Below are 13813 nucleotides of genomic sequence, written 5' to 3' on the forward strand. Positions count from 1 at the left end.
GTGATTGGTATGTTATATTCACTTGCTCGCCCGATGTTGTTTAGTTTAGCACCAGAGCGTGCCCATGAATTAACATTATCTATGCTTGATAAAGCACATAAGTTCGGCCTGCTACGTCAGAGCGTAGAAGCGAAACCAACGACTTGTATGGGAATTGAATTTCCAAATCCGGTAGGTTTAGCAGCTGGACTTGATAAAAATGGTGCACACATTGATGCACTGGCAGGTCTAGGATTCGGTTTTATTGAAATTGGAACCATTACGCCTCGCCCTCAGTCGGGTAATCCGCAGCCCCGCTTATTCCGTATTCCTGAAGCTAAAGCCATTATTAACCGCATGGGATTTAATAATGATGGCGTTGATAAGTTGATTGAAAATGTCAAAGCTTCAAAATTTAAAGGGATTTTAGGCATTAATATTGGTAAGAATGCCGATACGCCTGTAGAAAAGGCTGTCGATGATTATCTAATTTGCCTAGAGAAAGTTTATAACTACGCTTCTTATATTACCGTTAATATTTCATCTCCAAATACTAAGAACTTAAGAAGTTTACAAAGCGGTGATGCATTAACTGAATTATTGCAAACCTTAAAAGAAAGACAACTTGAGCTAGCCGAACAATATAACCATTATGTTCCTTTGGTTCTAAAAGTTGCACCTGATTTAACAGCTGAAGATGTTGAGTTTATTGCAGCACAATTATTGCATTTTAAAATTGATGGTTTAATTGTTACCAATACGACTTTATCAAGAGAAGGTGTAGAAAATCTTCCTAATGGTAACGAGTCGGGTGGTTTATCAGGCGCACCTGTTTTTGAAAAAAGTACAGAATGCTTACGTTTGTTTGCCCAAACATTAAAAGGACAAATCCCGTTAATTGGCGTGGGTGGAATTTTGTCGGGTGAACAAGCAGCAGTCAAACAGCAAGCTGGAGCAACATTAGTACAGATCTATAGTGGGCTGATTTATACCGGTCCTATTTTAGTGAAACAATGTGTTGCATCTATGTCATAAGTGAATATGAACACAATTGATATCATTATTCTGATACTTTTGCTCATTGGGGGGCTAAACGGTTTGCGACAAGGATTTATCAAAGCCTTTGCGAACTTGGTAGGATGGGTCATTGCATTAATTATGGGTGCAAAATATGCTGTCCTTCTTGCGCCGTCTATGGCGGGTTTAAGTCATGATCCAGTGGTTCAAAAAATTGCAGCTTTTGCATTTATAGCACTTTTGATCATTGTTTTAACTTGGATCGTCTCTGCATTTTTAAATGGCCTCTTGAAAAGTCTGAAATTGGGGCCATTAAATCGTTTAGCAGGTGGCGCTTTTGGTTCTTTAAAAGGTTTGTTGGTTGTGCTGATTACAATGCAGGGTATAGGACCTTGGGTTGAGAGTTCACCACACTGGAAGCAATCCAAGCTTATACAGTATTTATTGCCATATGCCCCTTTAGCTACAGAGTTATCTAAAGATGCAGCAAGTGAGGCATTTCATCAAATAACATCTGGAGGTAGCGCATCAGGCGCGCCTTCAAAACCAATGGACAAATCGGAAGATTTAGAAAGCCGATCTGACCATTCGACAAAGAATCCTTTTTATTAATTCCTAGCTTGTCTGCGAGGTTGCTATGTGTGGAGTTGTTGGTATAGCCGGTAAATCGCCAGTGAACCAAATGTTGTTTGATGCTTTAACGATGTTGCAACATCGTGGGCAAGATGCAGCTGGAATAGTAACCTGCCATGAAGGCCGTCTTTTCCTGCGTAAGGATAACGGTATGGTACGTGATGTCTTTCATACTCGTCATATGAGAGCATTACTTGGTAATTATGGTATTGGCCATGTACGTTACCCAACTGCTGGTTCTGCGAGCAGTGCTGAAGCACAGCCATTTTATGTGAACTCACCTTACGGTATTACACTTGCACATAATGGTAATTTAACCAATGCAGAAGAAATTCATGATGACCTGTTTAAAACAGATTTACGTCATATGAATACTGATTCTGACTCAGAAGTTCTTTTAAATGTATTCGCACATGAATTACAAAAGAAAGGTACTTTAAATCCTACAGCTGACGATATTTTCCATACGGTTTCTCGTGTGCATGAGCGTTGTCAGGGCGCGTATGGTGTCGTGGCGATGATCACTGGTCATGGTTTAGTAGGTTTCCGTGATCCAAACGGTATTCGTCCACTTATTTATGGTTCACGTGTAACTGAACAGGGTGAGATGGAATACATTATTGCCTCTGAATCAGTTGCTATTACTGCTCTTGGTTTTAAAATTGAGCGTGATATTGAACCAGGTGAAGCAATTTTTATCGATGCAAATGGTCAATTATTCTCTAAACAATGTGCGGTTAATCCAAAATACCGTCCATGTATTTTTGAATATGTTTATTTTGCTCGTCCTGATGCCATTATTGATGGAATTTCGGTTTATAAAGCACGTTTAAAAATGGGTGAAAAGCTTGCTCATAAAATTTTACGTGACTGGGGTGAGGACCATGATATTGATGTGGTTATCCCAATTCCAGATACGAGCCGTACTTCAGCTTTAGAACTTGCAAATATTCTGGGTGTGAAGTTCCGTGAAGGTTTTATGAAAAACCGTTATATCGGCCGTACCTTTATTATGCCGGGTCAACAGCAACGTAAAAAATCTGTACGTCAGAAATTAAACCCTGTTGAGTTAGAGTTTAAAGGGAAAAACGTTCTATTGGTTGATGACTCTATTGTGCGTGGTACAACGTGTAATGAGATTATTCAAATGGCACGTGATTCTGGTGCAAAAAAAGTATACTTTGCTTCAGCAGCACCAAAAGTGATGTATCCAAACGTTTATGGTATTGATATGCCTGCGAAGGCTGAACTTATTGCTTCAGAGCGCAGTGTTGAAGAGATCCAAGAAATTATTGGTGCTGATCGCTTAGTTTTCCAAGAGTTGGAAGATTTGAAAAATGCTGTACGTACTAGCAAAGTGCCTGATTTAACTGAGTTTGACTGCTCGGTATTTGATGGAATCTATGTAACTGGTGATATTGATGTTAACTATTTAAATAATTTGGAGCAGAAGCGTAATGATTCTGCGAAAAAGAAAAAAGATGGTTATATTGATGTGAATGTCGATGCTGCTTCTGTAGATTTAACTGGTATTAAAGAAGAATAGAAATAGCCGAAAAAAGCGGGTGTTTCCCGCTTTTTTCTTTTATGATGAAACCTAACAATGTAATTGGGAATATTTACATTGAAAGAAGTAAGCCACTATCTAATCGAAAATAAAAATATGGCATGGTCCATCACTATGTGTTTGGTTGCCGTGTTGCTGACTATTTTTATTTTAAATTTAATTTTAGGTTTACTCGTCCATTTTTTTGATTATAGCCAACCAATTTGGTGGCATACTTTAAGTCCTTATTTCGTCGCGCTATTACTTTTTATTATGGTTTGGTCAGTAGTTACCGAACTTTATATTCTGCGTAAAGGTGGGCACTCTTTAGCAAAACAACTTAAAGCACGTCGTTTGGTGAAAGAGGAAAGTACTCCCGAAGAACTCGCCGCATTAAAAATTACAGAACACTTGGCGCAAACTTTTTCCTTAAAAGTACCAACCGTATATGTTTTACCTGATGAAGTGGGTGTAAATGCACTTACGGCAGGTTTTCATCCTAAAGATATTGTCATTATTCTGACCTGGGGTGCTTTACAAAATTTGGATAAGCTTGAGTTATATGGTTTATTAGGCCATGAGTTTAATCAGATTTTATCGGGTGAGGCTGTTGAGAATACGAAATTAAAGATTTTATATAGTGGTTTAACAACTTTTAGTCAGTGGGGCAGTAAATTAGCCAAACAAGGTTTTAAGCGCTATAGCCCGGGTTATAAACATAAGTTTGAAACAGTTTTTGTTGCCGTAGGTGGGGTAATTTGGTTAGCCGGAAGCTTAGGCGTGCTGATTACTCGTTTTATTAAATATTTGACTTTGAGTGGACGTACATTCCGTAATGATCAAAAAACAGTACGACTATTAAAAAATAATGCGAACACCCAAACCTTGTTGCGTATTTATGTTCACCACTCTGGTTCGCAAATTCATAGTGCTTACTCTGAATCAATCGCACACATGTGTTTTGCTAACTCACTGAGCCCACAAAGCTGGATGAATATTCATCCGAGTATTCGTGAACGTATTTATGAGTTAAATCCGACTTTACTACAAGATCTGCAATTAGAAAATTTAAAGAAACTTCGTAATCGTCCATTGTTTAGCTTATTTCATTTCTTGGAAGAATCTGAGAAAGAAATTTATATTCCTTGGTCATCTCCGCAGCCTCTACCTTTGTTAAGACTGTCACCGATTAGTTTTGCATTAAATGATGCTATTAAACCTCTGAGTAGCGACGTACGTCGAAATAAGAAGCGTCCTGAATTAATTCAGCGGGCACTACAAACTGCTACTGGCTCACGCGAGGTAATGGTCGCTATTTTGATGATTCGCCAATATCGAGAATTCATTCCAAAAGACGCGCCAGTTAGTCATGCCATTATAGATGCGCTACTAAATCTGGATGGGCGTATTCATATTCAGATATTTCACGATGCATGTAAAAATATCGGTCATATACCTGCAAGTATTGCGCGTCAATTTTTGACAAAACTGGCACTTATTATTCAGGAAGATGGTGAGATTGGTCTATTAGATGCACTTTTGCTAGAGCGGGTTAAATATGAATTGAATTTGATGCCGTTACATTTGCCCACTGCATTTGAAGAAGTAAAACCTCAAATTGTTCGTTTGATTGATGCATTGCTTCATGTTCAGCAAATTAATAGCCCAAATCAGTTAGAAGTACGTGAGCGTATTTTGCGTTCACTACTTAACCCAGATGAAATGTACATCTATGATGAAATTTCAGATGAGCCATTAGATCTGGCTGAAATTTTAAATGATATTGCTGGTTTATTATTGCGTGACCGTCTAAGTATTCTAGCAATTGCAGAAATGTGTCTGTGGAGCGATCGTATTATCACGCAAGATGAGTTAGATGTCCTTGAATTGCTTTATTGGCGTTTTGGTTTTGAGACAGAAGAAATTGTCGATCAAATGCAAAAAAGAAATAGTGTGATGATTATTTAAAAGACATATACGATTATAAAAATAATTGAATGAAATAAAACACTGAAAAAAAAACTCAAGCCCGTTAGAATGTAGATAGAGTAGAGGTATTGATTTACAAATGATTGGGCAGCAAAGAAATATATTGGCGACTTTAGGGATTGACGTATGGGTTCCTAAGACACAGGCGTGCCAAAAAAATAATGCTCAAAGCCTCTGGCGAGATCACACTGCTCCAGAAGTGGAGCCGATTATACTGCCTTCTAAGAATAATCTAGTTCTTGAACAACCCATAAAACCACAAGTCAACGAAATTCCCAAAGTTGAACCTGAAATTGTGGCCCCAATTCCAGCAGAAGTTCCGCCTGTTGTGCCACCTCGTAATGAGGTACACGTTCCAACGATTACGATTGCTTCATTTGAGATGCAAGCATTTGCACTTGAAAAGTGTGTCATTTTTTTAGATGTTACCAATTTAGCTGATGAAGAAAAGCAGCTTTGGAGTAACATTCAAAAAGCAAAAATAGGGCAATATACTGAATTGAAATGGCCGTTCCCTTTGGCTAGTTATCAAGACCAACGCGGTGTAGGTTCATATATTCAAGGATTTTTAGATGCTATTGCAGCAGATAAGAAAATTTTGTGTTTGGGTGAATGTTCTTATATTCAACATGCCAATATTATTCACTTGGCAAGTTTAAAAGAGATGTTGGAGAAACCGCTCCTTAAAAAAAGATTATGGCAATTGATGCAAGATAACAACGAGTAGTAGGGATTTACATGAAAAAAGTTGTAGTTTTTAGCCAAATTGATGAAGAAATTTTGTCTCGATTACAACAGGATTATCAGGTTGTGGTTCTTAACCCAAAATTGGGTGATATTAATGAGCAAATACGCCAGCAAGTTGTAGATGCCGATGGAATGATTGGTGCTGGGAGACTTCTTAATGAAAGTAATCTTGCGCCGGCTCAAAAACTAAAAATTATCTCATCTGTAACGGTAGGTTATGACAATTATGATGTGGCTTATTTAAATCAAAGAAAAATCTGGTTATCAAACACCCCTCACGTTTTAACTGAAACAACTGCTGATCTTGCTTTTACATTATTACTAAGCGCTGCTAGAAAAGTTCCTTTTCTTGATCATTGGACTAAACAAGGTGAATGGAAAAGAACAGTAGGGCCTCAGCAGTTCGGTTTGGATGTTTTTGGAAAAACCCTAGGAATTATAGGACTTGGTAATATTGGTGCTGCAATTGCACGCCGGGGTTTTTACGGATTTAACATGAATATTGTTTACCATAATCGCCGTGAAAAGCCTGAATTGGCTGAGCCTTTAAAAGCACAATATCTTGGTTTGGATGAATTGCTGCAACAGTCTGATTTTGTAGTAACCGCTGTTGACTTAAATAATGAATCAAAAGCCTTAATGGGCGAAGCTCAATTTGAGCTTATGCAAAAGCACGCTATTTTTATTAATATTGCGCGTGGTTCAGTGGTTGATGAGCAAGCTTTGATTGAGGCCTTACAAAGTGAGGAAATCTTTGCAGCCGGTTTGGATGTGTACGAAAAAGAACCTTTGCAAGATTCAGCGCTTTTTAAATTGCCTAATGTGGTTACTTTGCCTCACGTAGGATCGGCTACTGCAGAGACCCGTAAAAAAATGGCAAATCTTGCTTATAAAAATCTAGTTGAAGCCTTAGAAGATAAAACTCCTAGATATTTGGTAAATCCAAATTTTGCATAAATGATGAATAACACTTCATTGCAAAACTAAACTATCTCGAGTGATATAGTAAAAGTCTATTGATTGAACATAATTTTTTATGTTTTATATCAGTAGACTTTTTTGATGGTTTAATTTTAATAGAGAAAAACTTTTGAGATTTCTGCCAATTATTTTAAGTACGGCTTTTATAACAAATGCTTCGTACGCGCAGCCTTTTGACCCTCAACCATCTGCAAATCAGGTGGAAATTCCAAATATTGGAAGTGGGATCGGTTTGCTTGATCAACAAAAAGAAAAATTTATTGGTGAAAAAGTTTTCCGAGAAGTTCACAAACAAATGCCAGTCATTCAAGATGTCTGGTTAGAAGACCAATTTTTTCAGGTATTTTCGAGTATCTTAAGCGAAACTCAGCTTGGACAGCCCATTGGTTTGGTTGTTATCAAAGATCCCCAAATTAATGCTTTTGCTGTGCCGGGTGGATTATTTGCACTCAATACAGGGCTTATTGCTTCAGCTCGTAATATTGATGAAATTGCTGGGGTGATGGCGCACGAAATTGCCCATGTATCACAAAGACATTTTAGTCGCTCTGAAGAAGCCTTTAAGGGTCAAACTTTATTAAGTCTAGCAGGACTTTTGGCAGGTGTGGCTATAGCTGCACAGGGTGGTGGTGATGCGGGTGCAGCAGTGATGCTTGGAACGCAAGCTGCACTCATGGACAAGCAATTAACATATAGTCGAAATCAAGAGCGTGAAGCAGACCGTATCGGCATGCAATATATGTATGCGGCAGGTTATAACCCACAAAGTATGGCAGATTACTTTGAAACCATGCATAGGGCTACAAGTCGAGTGAGTTTTTTACCAGACTTCTGGTTGACTCATCCATTAACGACCGAGCGTATGAGTGAAGCTCGCCTTCGTGCAAACCAGATGCCTAGAGTTAAAAACCGTATATATGATGCTGATTTTGAGATTCTAAAATGGTACACCATGGTGGTTGCAAATCAGGCAACTGAAAACCAACTACAAAGTTTGGCCGCTCAAAAGAATATTGCTGGTCTGATTGCTTTAGCAGCATTTTATGCAAGACAAGGTGATTATGCTCAAGCCCAGTCTATTTTAGATCAAGCGAAATCTAGTGGAAAGCCTCTAGTGGCATTATTGCAGACAGATATTTATTTGGGTCAAAACAAATTAGATCAAGCTTATACTACGATTGCTGCTACACAAATGACGATGCCTGAAAATAAAGCTTTTAGTTATAAGTTGGCTGAAGTGTTGCTACGTCAAGGTAAATTTGCGCAAGTCCAAACCTTGGTTCAAAGATTTATTAATAAGAATCCGAGAGATATACAAGGCTGGCAATTTTTACAGCAAGCCGCTAATTTGGATAAGAATGCACCTTTAAGAGCGGTTAATGTTTTACGCTATCGGGCTGAAGCAGAGTATTGGTCAGGTAGTGAAGAAAATGCAATTAAATCAATGTTGCATGCTCAACGATTAGCAAAAGACAATCAAGCAATGTCAGCTAGAATAGACAGTCGACTCAAACAAATGCAAGATGAACGACGAATGAAAATTTAGATCTGTAGTTTGACCTTATAATTTTCGTAGACGTAGATATATTTAAACTTACAAGTAAATGAAAGTTTAATCTAAGAAAGAATAAGAAAAGAGGGGGGATTAAGCTAATTTAGCTTTAATTTTTGCTGAAACTTGAGCAGGATCGGCACGCCCGGCTATGATCGGACGTAGAGAATTCATCACCTTACCCATATCTTTCATGCTAGTTGCTTCTTGAGCAGAAATCGTTTGCTCAATGAGAGAATCAAGCTCTTCCTCAGTCATAGCTTCTGGTAGAAACTGAGAGATAATCTCAGCTTCGGCTTGTTCTTTACTAGCTAAATCATTACGACCAGCACCTTCAAAGGCTTTGATCGATTCTTTACGTTGTTTAATTTGCTTTTCAATGACCGCAAGAACCTGAGCGTCGTCAAGCTCTTTGCGCTCATCGACTTCGATTTGCTTAATTGCCGCTTGTAGACTACGCAAAACCGTCACTGTTGCCATATCTTTGGCACGCATAGAAGTTTTTAATGCATCAGTAATTTGGTTTTTTAAAGTAGTCATAATTCAGCAGTCAATCACAAATTAATTAGTAAAGGCGAGTAGTACGTACAGATTCGCGAGCCAATTTCTTTTGGTAGCGTTTAACTGCTGCAGCTTTTTTGCGCTTACGTTCTTGAGTTGGTTTTTCGTAGAATTCGCGTTTACGAACGTCAGCTAAAACACCAGCTTTTTCGCATGAACGTTTGAAACGACGGATAGCTACGTCAACTGGTTCGCCTTCTTTCAACTTAACTTGTGGCATGTAAAATCCTCTAGATTATGGATAAGATCAGGCACACCATTGCGCCGGATCACAAGTGAAGGTCAGTATTTTACTCATTTACAACTCATATCACAAGTCTATAATAGCGATTGCAATATTTTGACTCATATAAAAGGCAGTTTTGATGATTGTTTTAGGCTTGGAAACTTCTTGTGATGAAACAGGGTTGGCACTTTATGATAGCGAACTCGGCTTACGGGGACAGGTTCTTTATAGCCAGATTAAACTTCATGCCGAATATGGTGGGGTAGTACCTGAACTTGCTTCTCGCGACCATGTTCGTAAATTAATTCCTTTAATGAATCAATTGCTTGAGCAAAGTGGTGTAAAAAAACAAGAGATTGATGCAGTCGCGTATACGCGTGGTCCTGGCTTAATGGGAGCATTAATGACAGGCGCCTTATTTGGACGAACTTTAGCTTTTTCTCTAAATAAGCCTGCTATTGGTGTACACCATATGGAAGGGCATATGTTGGCACCATTACTTTCAAGTCAACCACCCGAATTTCCATTTGTGGCATTGTTAGTTTCAGGTGGGCATACACAATTGATGGCAGCCCATGCTATTGGTCAATATGAGTTATTGGGTGAGTCTATTGATGATGCTGCAGGTGAAGCTTTTGATAAAGTTGCAAAAATGATGAGCCTACCATATCCAGGTGGGCCAAATATCGCAAAACTTGCATTATCTGGTGATCCATTAGCGTTTGAATTTCCAAGACCTATGCTTCATCAAGGTCTAGATTTTTCTTTTAGTGGTTTAAAAACAGCCGTTTCTGTTCAATTGAAAAAATTGAATGGTGAAAATAGAGACGCGGACATTGCTGCTTCCTTCCAAGAAGCAATTGTAGATACCTTGGTAAAAAAATCAGTAAAAGCTTTAAAGCAAACTGGACTTAAACGTTTAGTTATTGCCGGTGGAGTCAGTGCAAATTTAAGACTGCGTGAGCAATTAGAAACTTCCTTAGCGAAAATTAAAGCGCAAGTTTATTATGCCGAACCTGCTTTATGTACTGATAATGGGGCAATGATTGCTTTTGCAGGTTATCAGCGTTTAAAAGCCGGCCAACATGATGGTTTAGCTGTCACGACTACACCGCGTTGGCCAATGACCGAGTTATCTATTCCAGTAAATTCTTAATACTTAAAAAAACGGCTATTTTTATTGAAATAGCCGTTTTATTTTATTTGGAAGAACTGGTTAGCTCTTTTAACGCATTTAAACCAATCCAATGCTTAGAAAACTGATAAGCAGCTCGACCAGAACGCTGACCACGCATCTGGCACCAACGTAAACTTTCAGCACGAACTTCGTCATTAAAAGGCATGTTCGCTTTATCAAGATAATGTTCTACGATTTCTAAATATAAATTTTGGTCCATAGGATAAAAAGATAACCACAAACCAAACCGATCTGATAAAGAGATCTTTTCTTCAATCGCTTCTTGCGGGTGTAACTCAGTATATTGCGGAACATCGACCTTGGTTACAGGTGTATTTTCATGCATGAATTCTGGTAACAAGTGGCGACGGTTACTGGTTGCATAAATAATAAAATTTGTTGAACCAGATTGTAATGAACCATCCAATACACTTTTTAAACTGCGATAATTTTCATCTTCAGCGTTAAAAGCTAAGTCATCACAATAGACGATGTATTTTTCAGGTCGATTTTGAATGAGTTTTTGAATTTTAGGTAAGTCTGCTAAATCATCACGTTCAATTTCGATTAAACGTAATCCTTGAGGGGCATACTCAGTTAATAAAGCACGAACGATAGAAGATTTTCCTGTACCACGCGAACCCGTTAAAAGCACATCATTGGCCGGTAGGCCATTTAAAAATTGCAAAGTATTTTGGAGGATTTTTTCTTTTTGACGCTCAATGCCTTTTAAGTCATCAAGATAAATATTTTTCGGTGTGTAGATGGCTTTAAGTTGCTGATTTTCCCATCTAAAAGCAGGTGCAGTAAAATCTGTCTCTTCTCGAGGTTCAGGTAAGACCTGCTGTAGCTGATTTAATACAAGTGATAATGTTTGAACTAAATTCTCTGGTAAATCAATGGTAGCCATGGTTAATCAATCATGTTAAACAGTAATTTACTAGGATACTAACACCGAAATTAACAGGCTGACAAAAAACTTATTGCCTATACACTTTATCGGTTTTGCAATTGATTGAAATGTTCAGACCGAGCATAGTGTTGTCATGTCTATTCAGTAAAATCATCTGAGAAGATGAGGACGAATTATGTTTGAAAAATTACGAAGTGATATGAATCCACATCAGGCTTACCGTATCAAAAAATTACAACGTCAATTAGACATGGCTGAATCTTATGAAGAATGGAAGTCTTTTGCCCTAAAGCTAGATGAAGAAACAGGGGTACAAGAGTGGAAATTTGATAATAGTTCACCTTACTTCGATGCCGAGCTCATTTCTTATCGGTATACCTTACTCAAAAGATATCGTCAGCAACATCGAACACTAGACCTCATCTATTTACTCAAAGAAGGTCTAACCTATGATATTGCAAATATTGGTCACCCCATGCTTTTTGCTGCAACGCATGTGGGAACAAAAAAGTTAATTGAAGACTATATTGATGAGGTAAGCCAAAGCTTGGCTTACATTGCTTCAAGTGAATGCATCACCTTTCAAAGAAAAGAAAAAATTGAGTTTTTTGAAAACTGTGAAAAGGCTTACGGACAGCCCGCACTTATGTTCTCGGGTGGGGCGACTTTAGGTCTGTTTCATACTGGGGTATGTAAAGCTCTAATTGAACAAGACTTAATGCCTAAAGTACTCTCTGGCTCAAGTGCTGGAGCAATTATGACAGGTATGCTGGGAACCTCTGCTAGTGAAGATATTCAAAACTTGTTAAATGGCGAGCAATTCTTTAGTGATGCGTTTCATTTCAGAAAATTCCGTGAACTTATTAAAGGCAATGGTGGGATTGCCGATGTTCACTATTTGAAAAAATTTCTTATTGAAAATTTAGGTGATCTTACTTTTGAAGAGGCCTTTAAAAAATCAGGTTTGAATATTAATGTTGCTGTAGCGCCGTATGATGCAACAGAAAACCCGCGGATTATGAACGCCATTATGACACCGAACGTTTTGGTGTGGAGTGCGGTATTAGCTTCATGTGCTGTGCCAATTTTATTCCCACCGGTACGTTTAACTAGTAAGCGTTATGATGGTGAGCATACACCTTATATGGCAAATACAAAGTGGGTGGATGGAAGTGTCAGAAGCGATTTCCCTCAAGAAAGAATGGCTCGGCTTTACAATTTAAACTACACGATTGCGAGTCAGGTTAATCCCCATATTGTTCCATTTATGCAAAATGATGCGGATCGCTTTCGTAAAGATGTACTAAGTTGGCCTGAAAGAATTCTAAGACGCCAAGGTAAAGTGCTATCAATGGGCGTTATGGATTTTACTCGTCAGCGACTTGGTTCTATATCCCCAGTCAGAAGATTGTTAGATCATGGATATGGCGTAATGGGGCAACGTTATTATGGTGATGTAAATATCATTGCTAAATATAGCCTAAGTCACTATACCTATACTTTGCAAAATCCGCGTCCACATTTGTTTAAACGTTTGCAAAGGGAAGGAGAACGCGCGACTTGGCCAAAAATTTCTTCAATTGAGACGCATGCTCGTATTGGTAAAACAATTCAGCATTGTTTAGAGGTTTTGCGTTTTGAAGAAAAGAAACAACAGCCTGAGTCCTACTATGCTGAAGCATGATTTTGCTTCCCCCATAGAAAACTTAATATGTGTGACCAAGCCAGCAAGTGCAGTGTTAGGGCGGTGTTTATGGACATGTACCATAGACACTAAGAATTACTGGTTAAAATATCATTTGCCTGAAACCCATGCTCAAAGTGAGCAAGACTTCTTGCATGAGCAATTATTTTACAAAGAAATTAACCTTAAGAACTCAACATGGCTTTTACCTTACAAATTGATTGAAGTCAGTTTAATTCCTCAGTTAGGCCAGTCTTTAGGTAAAGTTCTGATTTTACCCGATAGTGATGTGTGGTTTGATTCATTAAATCATGAAACTGTTTTTAATGATGTATATCGAAAGATTTGGTTCGCAATAAATAAGCTTGCTGAACTGCATGAATTTGGCTGGATTCATGGGGATGTTAAGACAGAACATTTTAGAGAGTTTCAGCAAAAGCCTTATTTGATTGATTTTGAGAAAACAAGGCCTATCTCAAGTCAAGAATCAATCATGGATGCAACACCTCGTTATATGGCTCCTGAACTATTTCGAGGAGGGTATAAGAGCATACAAAGCGATTTATATGCATTGGGTATCGTTTTATATGAATGGTTAACCCAAACTCGCTTAGAAGCAACCAGTTATCGTGATTGGGCAATATTACATTGCCAAAAATTAAGCATTCAATTGCCTCCGCAGTTTCTCAATTTTTATCCATTGCTCACAGGTTTATTACAAAAACAGCAGCAAAATCGGTTTTCAAATGCCAGTGAAGCAATAAATTGCTTAAAGCAGATTCAAATTGATAAAAATCATTGATCTAGT

The 13813-nt window shown here is 38.2% G+C and carries 13 protein-coding genes; 10 read left to right on the forward strand and 3 right to left on the reverse strand.

The features are described from left to right. Nucleotides 1-9 precede the first annotated feature (9 nt). From pyrD to SOI81_RS05610, 7 genes are all read left to right on the forward strand, one after another. Complete coding sequence (pyrD, locus tag SOI81_RS05580) at nucleotides 10-1014, forward strand: quinone-dependent dihydroorotate dehydrogenase (RefSeq protein WP_016140509.1); 1005 nt, start codon at nucleotides 10-12, stop codon at nucleotides 1012-1014. A gap of 6 nt (nucleotides 1015-1020) precedes the next feature. Next, the gene (locus SOI81_RS05585; RefSeq protein WP_239975119.1) at nucleotides 1021-1608 is read left to right on the forward strand and encodes a CvpA family protein; all 588 of its coding nucleotides are present in this window, start codon (nucleotides 1021-1023) and stop codon (nucleotides 1606-1608) included. Between the two features lie 25 nt (nucleotides 1609-1633). After that, nucleotides 1634-3175, forward strand: a complete 1542-nt coding sequence (gene purF, locus SOI81_RS05590; protein ID WP_320541352.1) for an amidophosphoribosyltransferase — start codon at nucleotides 1634-1636, stop codon at nucleotides 3173-3175. A gap of 78 nt (nucleotides 3176-3253) precedes the next feature. Further along, nucleotides 3254-5143: a M48 family metalloprotease gene (locus SOI81_RS05595; RefSeq protein WP_039758715.1), complete on the forward strand. Its 1890-nt coding sequence runs from the start codon at nucleotides 3254-3256 to the stop codon at nucleotides 5141-5143. A 100-nt stretch (nucleotides 5144-5243) separates the two neighbouring features. Continuing rightward, the gene (locus tag SOI81_RS05600; protein ID WP_239975120.1) at nucleotides 5244-5891 is read left to right on the forward strand and encodes a hypothetical protein; all 648 of its coding nucleotides are present in this window, start codon (nucleotides 5244-5246) and stop codon (nucleotides 5889-5891) included. 11 nt (nucleotides 5892-5902) lie between these two features. Then, nucleotides 5903-6868 (forward strand): D-glycerate dehydrogenase, encoded by a 966-nt coding sequence (gene tkrA, locus SOI81_RS05605; RefSeq protein WP_320541353.1) that lies wholly within the window; start codon nucleotides 5903-5905, stop codon nucleotides 6866-6868. A 142-nt stretch (nucleotides 6869-7010) separates the two neighbouring features. Beyond that, entirely contained in the window at nucleotides 7011-8438 is a 1428-nt protein-coding gene (locus tag SOI81_RS05610; protein WP_239975128.1) for a M48 family metalloprotease, read from the forward strand. A 99-nt stretch (nucleotides 8439-8537) separates the two neighbouring features. Here SOI81_RS05610 and SOI81_RS05615 read toward each other — a convergent pair whose 3' ends face one another. Together SOI81_RS05615 and rpsU are read right to left on the reverse strand one after the other, a co-directional pair. Then, nucleotides 8538-8984, reverse strand: coding sequence for a GatB/YqeY domain-containing protein (locus tag SOI81_RS05615; protein WP_016140516.1), 447 nt, complete (start codon nucleotides 8982-8984; stop codon nucleotides 8538-8540). Nucleotides 8985-9009: 25 nt separating this feature from the next. Then, entirely contained in the window at nucleotides 9010-9225 is a 216-nt protein-coding gene (gene rpsU, locus SOI81_RS05620; RefSeq protein ID WP_001136722.1) for a 30S ribosomal protein S21, read from the reverse strand. Nucleotides 9226-9370: 145 nt separating this feature from the next. Here rpsU and tsaD point away from each other — a divergent pair, with 145 nt between their 5' ends. After that, nucleotides 9371-10387 carry a tRNA (adenosine(37)-N6)-threonylcarbamoyltransferase complex transferase subunit TsaD gene (tsaD, locus tag SOI81_RS05625; protein ID WP_016140517.1) on the forward strand — a complete coding sequence of 339 codons (1017 nt, stop codon included), beginning with the start codon at nucleotides 9371-9373 and terminating at the stop codon, nucleotides 10385-10387. A 43-nt stretch (nucleotides 10388-10430) separates the two neighbouring features. Here the strand turns inward: tsaD and SOI81_RS05630 are convergent, their stop codons facing one another. Then, nucleotides 10431-11318: an ATP-binding protein gene (locus SOI81_RS05630; RefSeq protein WP_239975122.1), complete on the reverse strand. Its 888-nt coding sequence runs from the start codon at nucleotides 11316-11318 to the stop codon at nucleotides 10431-10433. Nucleotides 11319-11496: 178 nt separating this feature from the next. Here SOI81_RS05630 and SOI81_RS05635 point away from each other — a divergent pair, with 178 nt between their 5' ends. Together SOI81_RS05635 and SOI81_RS05640 are read left to right on the forward strand one after the other, a co-directional pair. Further along, nucleotides 11497-13005 carry a DUF3336 domain-containing protein gene (locus SOI81_RS05635; RefSeq protein ID WP_239975123.1) on the forward strand — a complete coding sequence of 503 codons (1509 nt, stop codon included), beginning with the start codon at nucleotides 11497-11499 and terminating at the stop codon, nucleotides 13003-13005. Beyond that, nucleotides 12992-13807, forward strand: coding sequence for a protein kinase domain-containing protein (locus SOI81_RS05640; protein ID WP_239975124.1), 816 nt, complete (start codon nucleotides 12992-12994; stop codon nucleotides 13805-13807). The genes SOI81_RS05635 and SOI81_RS05640 overlap by 14 nt, the downstream gene beginning before the upstream one ends. Nucleotides 13808-13813 lie beyond the last annotated feature (6 nt).

The organism is Acinetobacter pittii (assembly GCF_034067285.1).
Taxonomy (GTDB): Bacteria; Pseudomonadota; Gammaproteobacteria; order Pseudomonadales; family Moraxellaceae; genus Acinetobacter; species Acinetobacter pittii_E.

Coding starts and splice junctions, on each gene's coding strand:
- pyrD (WP_016140509.1), top strand. CDS start 10: ATGTTATATTCACTTGCTCGCCCGATGTTGTTTAGTTTAGCACCAGAG.
- SOI81_RS05585 (WP_239975119.1), top strand. CDS start 1,021: ATGAACACAATTGATATCATTATTCTGATACTTTTGCTCATTGGGGGG.
- purF (WP_320541352.1), top strand. CDS start 1,634: ATGTGTGGAGTTGTTGGTATAGCCGGTAAATCGCCAGTGAACCAAATG.
- SOI81_RS05600 (WP_239975120.1), top strand. CDS start 5,244: ATGATTGGGCAGCAAAGAAATATATTGGCGACTTTAGGGATTGACGTA.
- tkrA (WP_320541353.1), top strand. CDS start 5,903: ATGAAAAAAGTTGTAGTTTTTAGCCAAATTGATGAAGAAATTTTGTCT.
- SOI81_RS05615 (WP_016140516.1), bottom strand. CDS start 8,984: ATGACTACTTTAAAAAACCAAATTACTGATGCATTAAAAACTTCTATG.
- rpsU (WP_001136722.1), bottom strand. CDS start 9,225: ATGCCACAAGTTAAGTTGAAAGAAGGCGAACCAGTTGACGTAGCTATC.
- tsaD (WP_016140517.1), top strand. CDS start 9,371: ATGATTGTTTTAGGCTTGGAAACTTCTTGTGATGAAACAGGGTTGGCA.
- SOI81_RS05630 (WP_239975122.1), bottom strand. CDS start 11,318: ATGGCTACCATTGATTTACCAGAGAATTTAGTTCAAACATTATCACTT.
- SOI81_RS05635 (WP_239975123.1), top strand. CDS start 11,497: ATGTTTGAAAAATTACGAAGTGATATGAATCCACATCAGGCTTACCGT.
- SOI81_RS05640 (WP_239975124.1), top strand. CDS start 12,992: ATGCTGAAGCATGATTTTGCTTCCCCCATAGAAAACTTAATATGTGTG.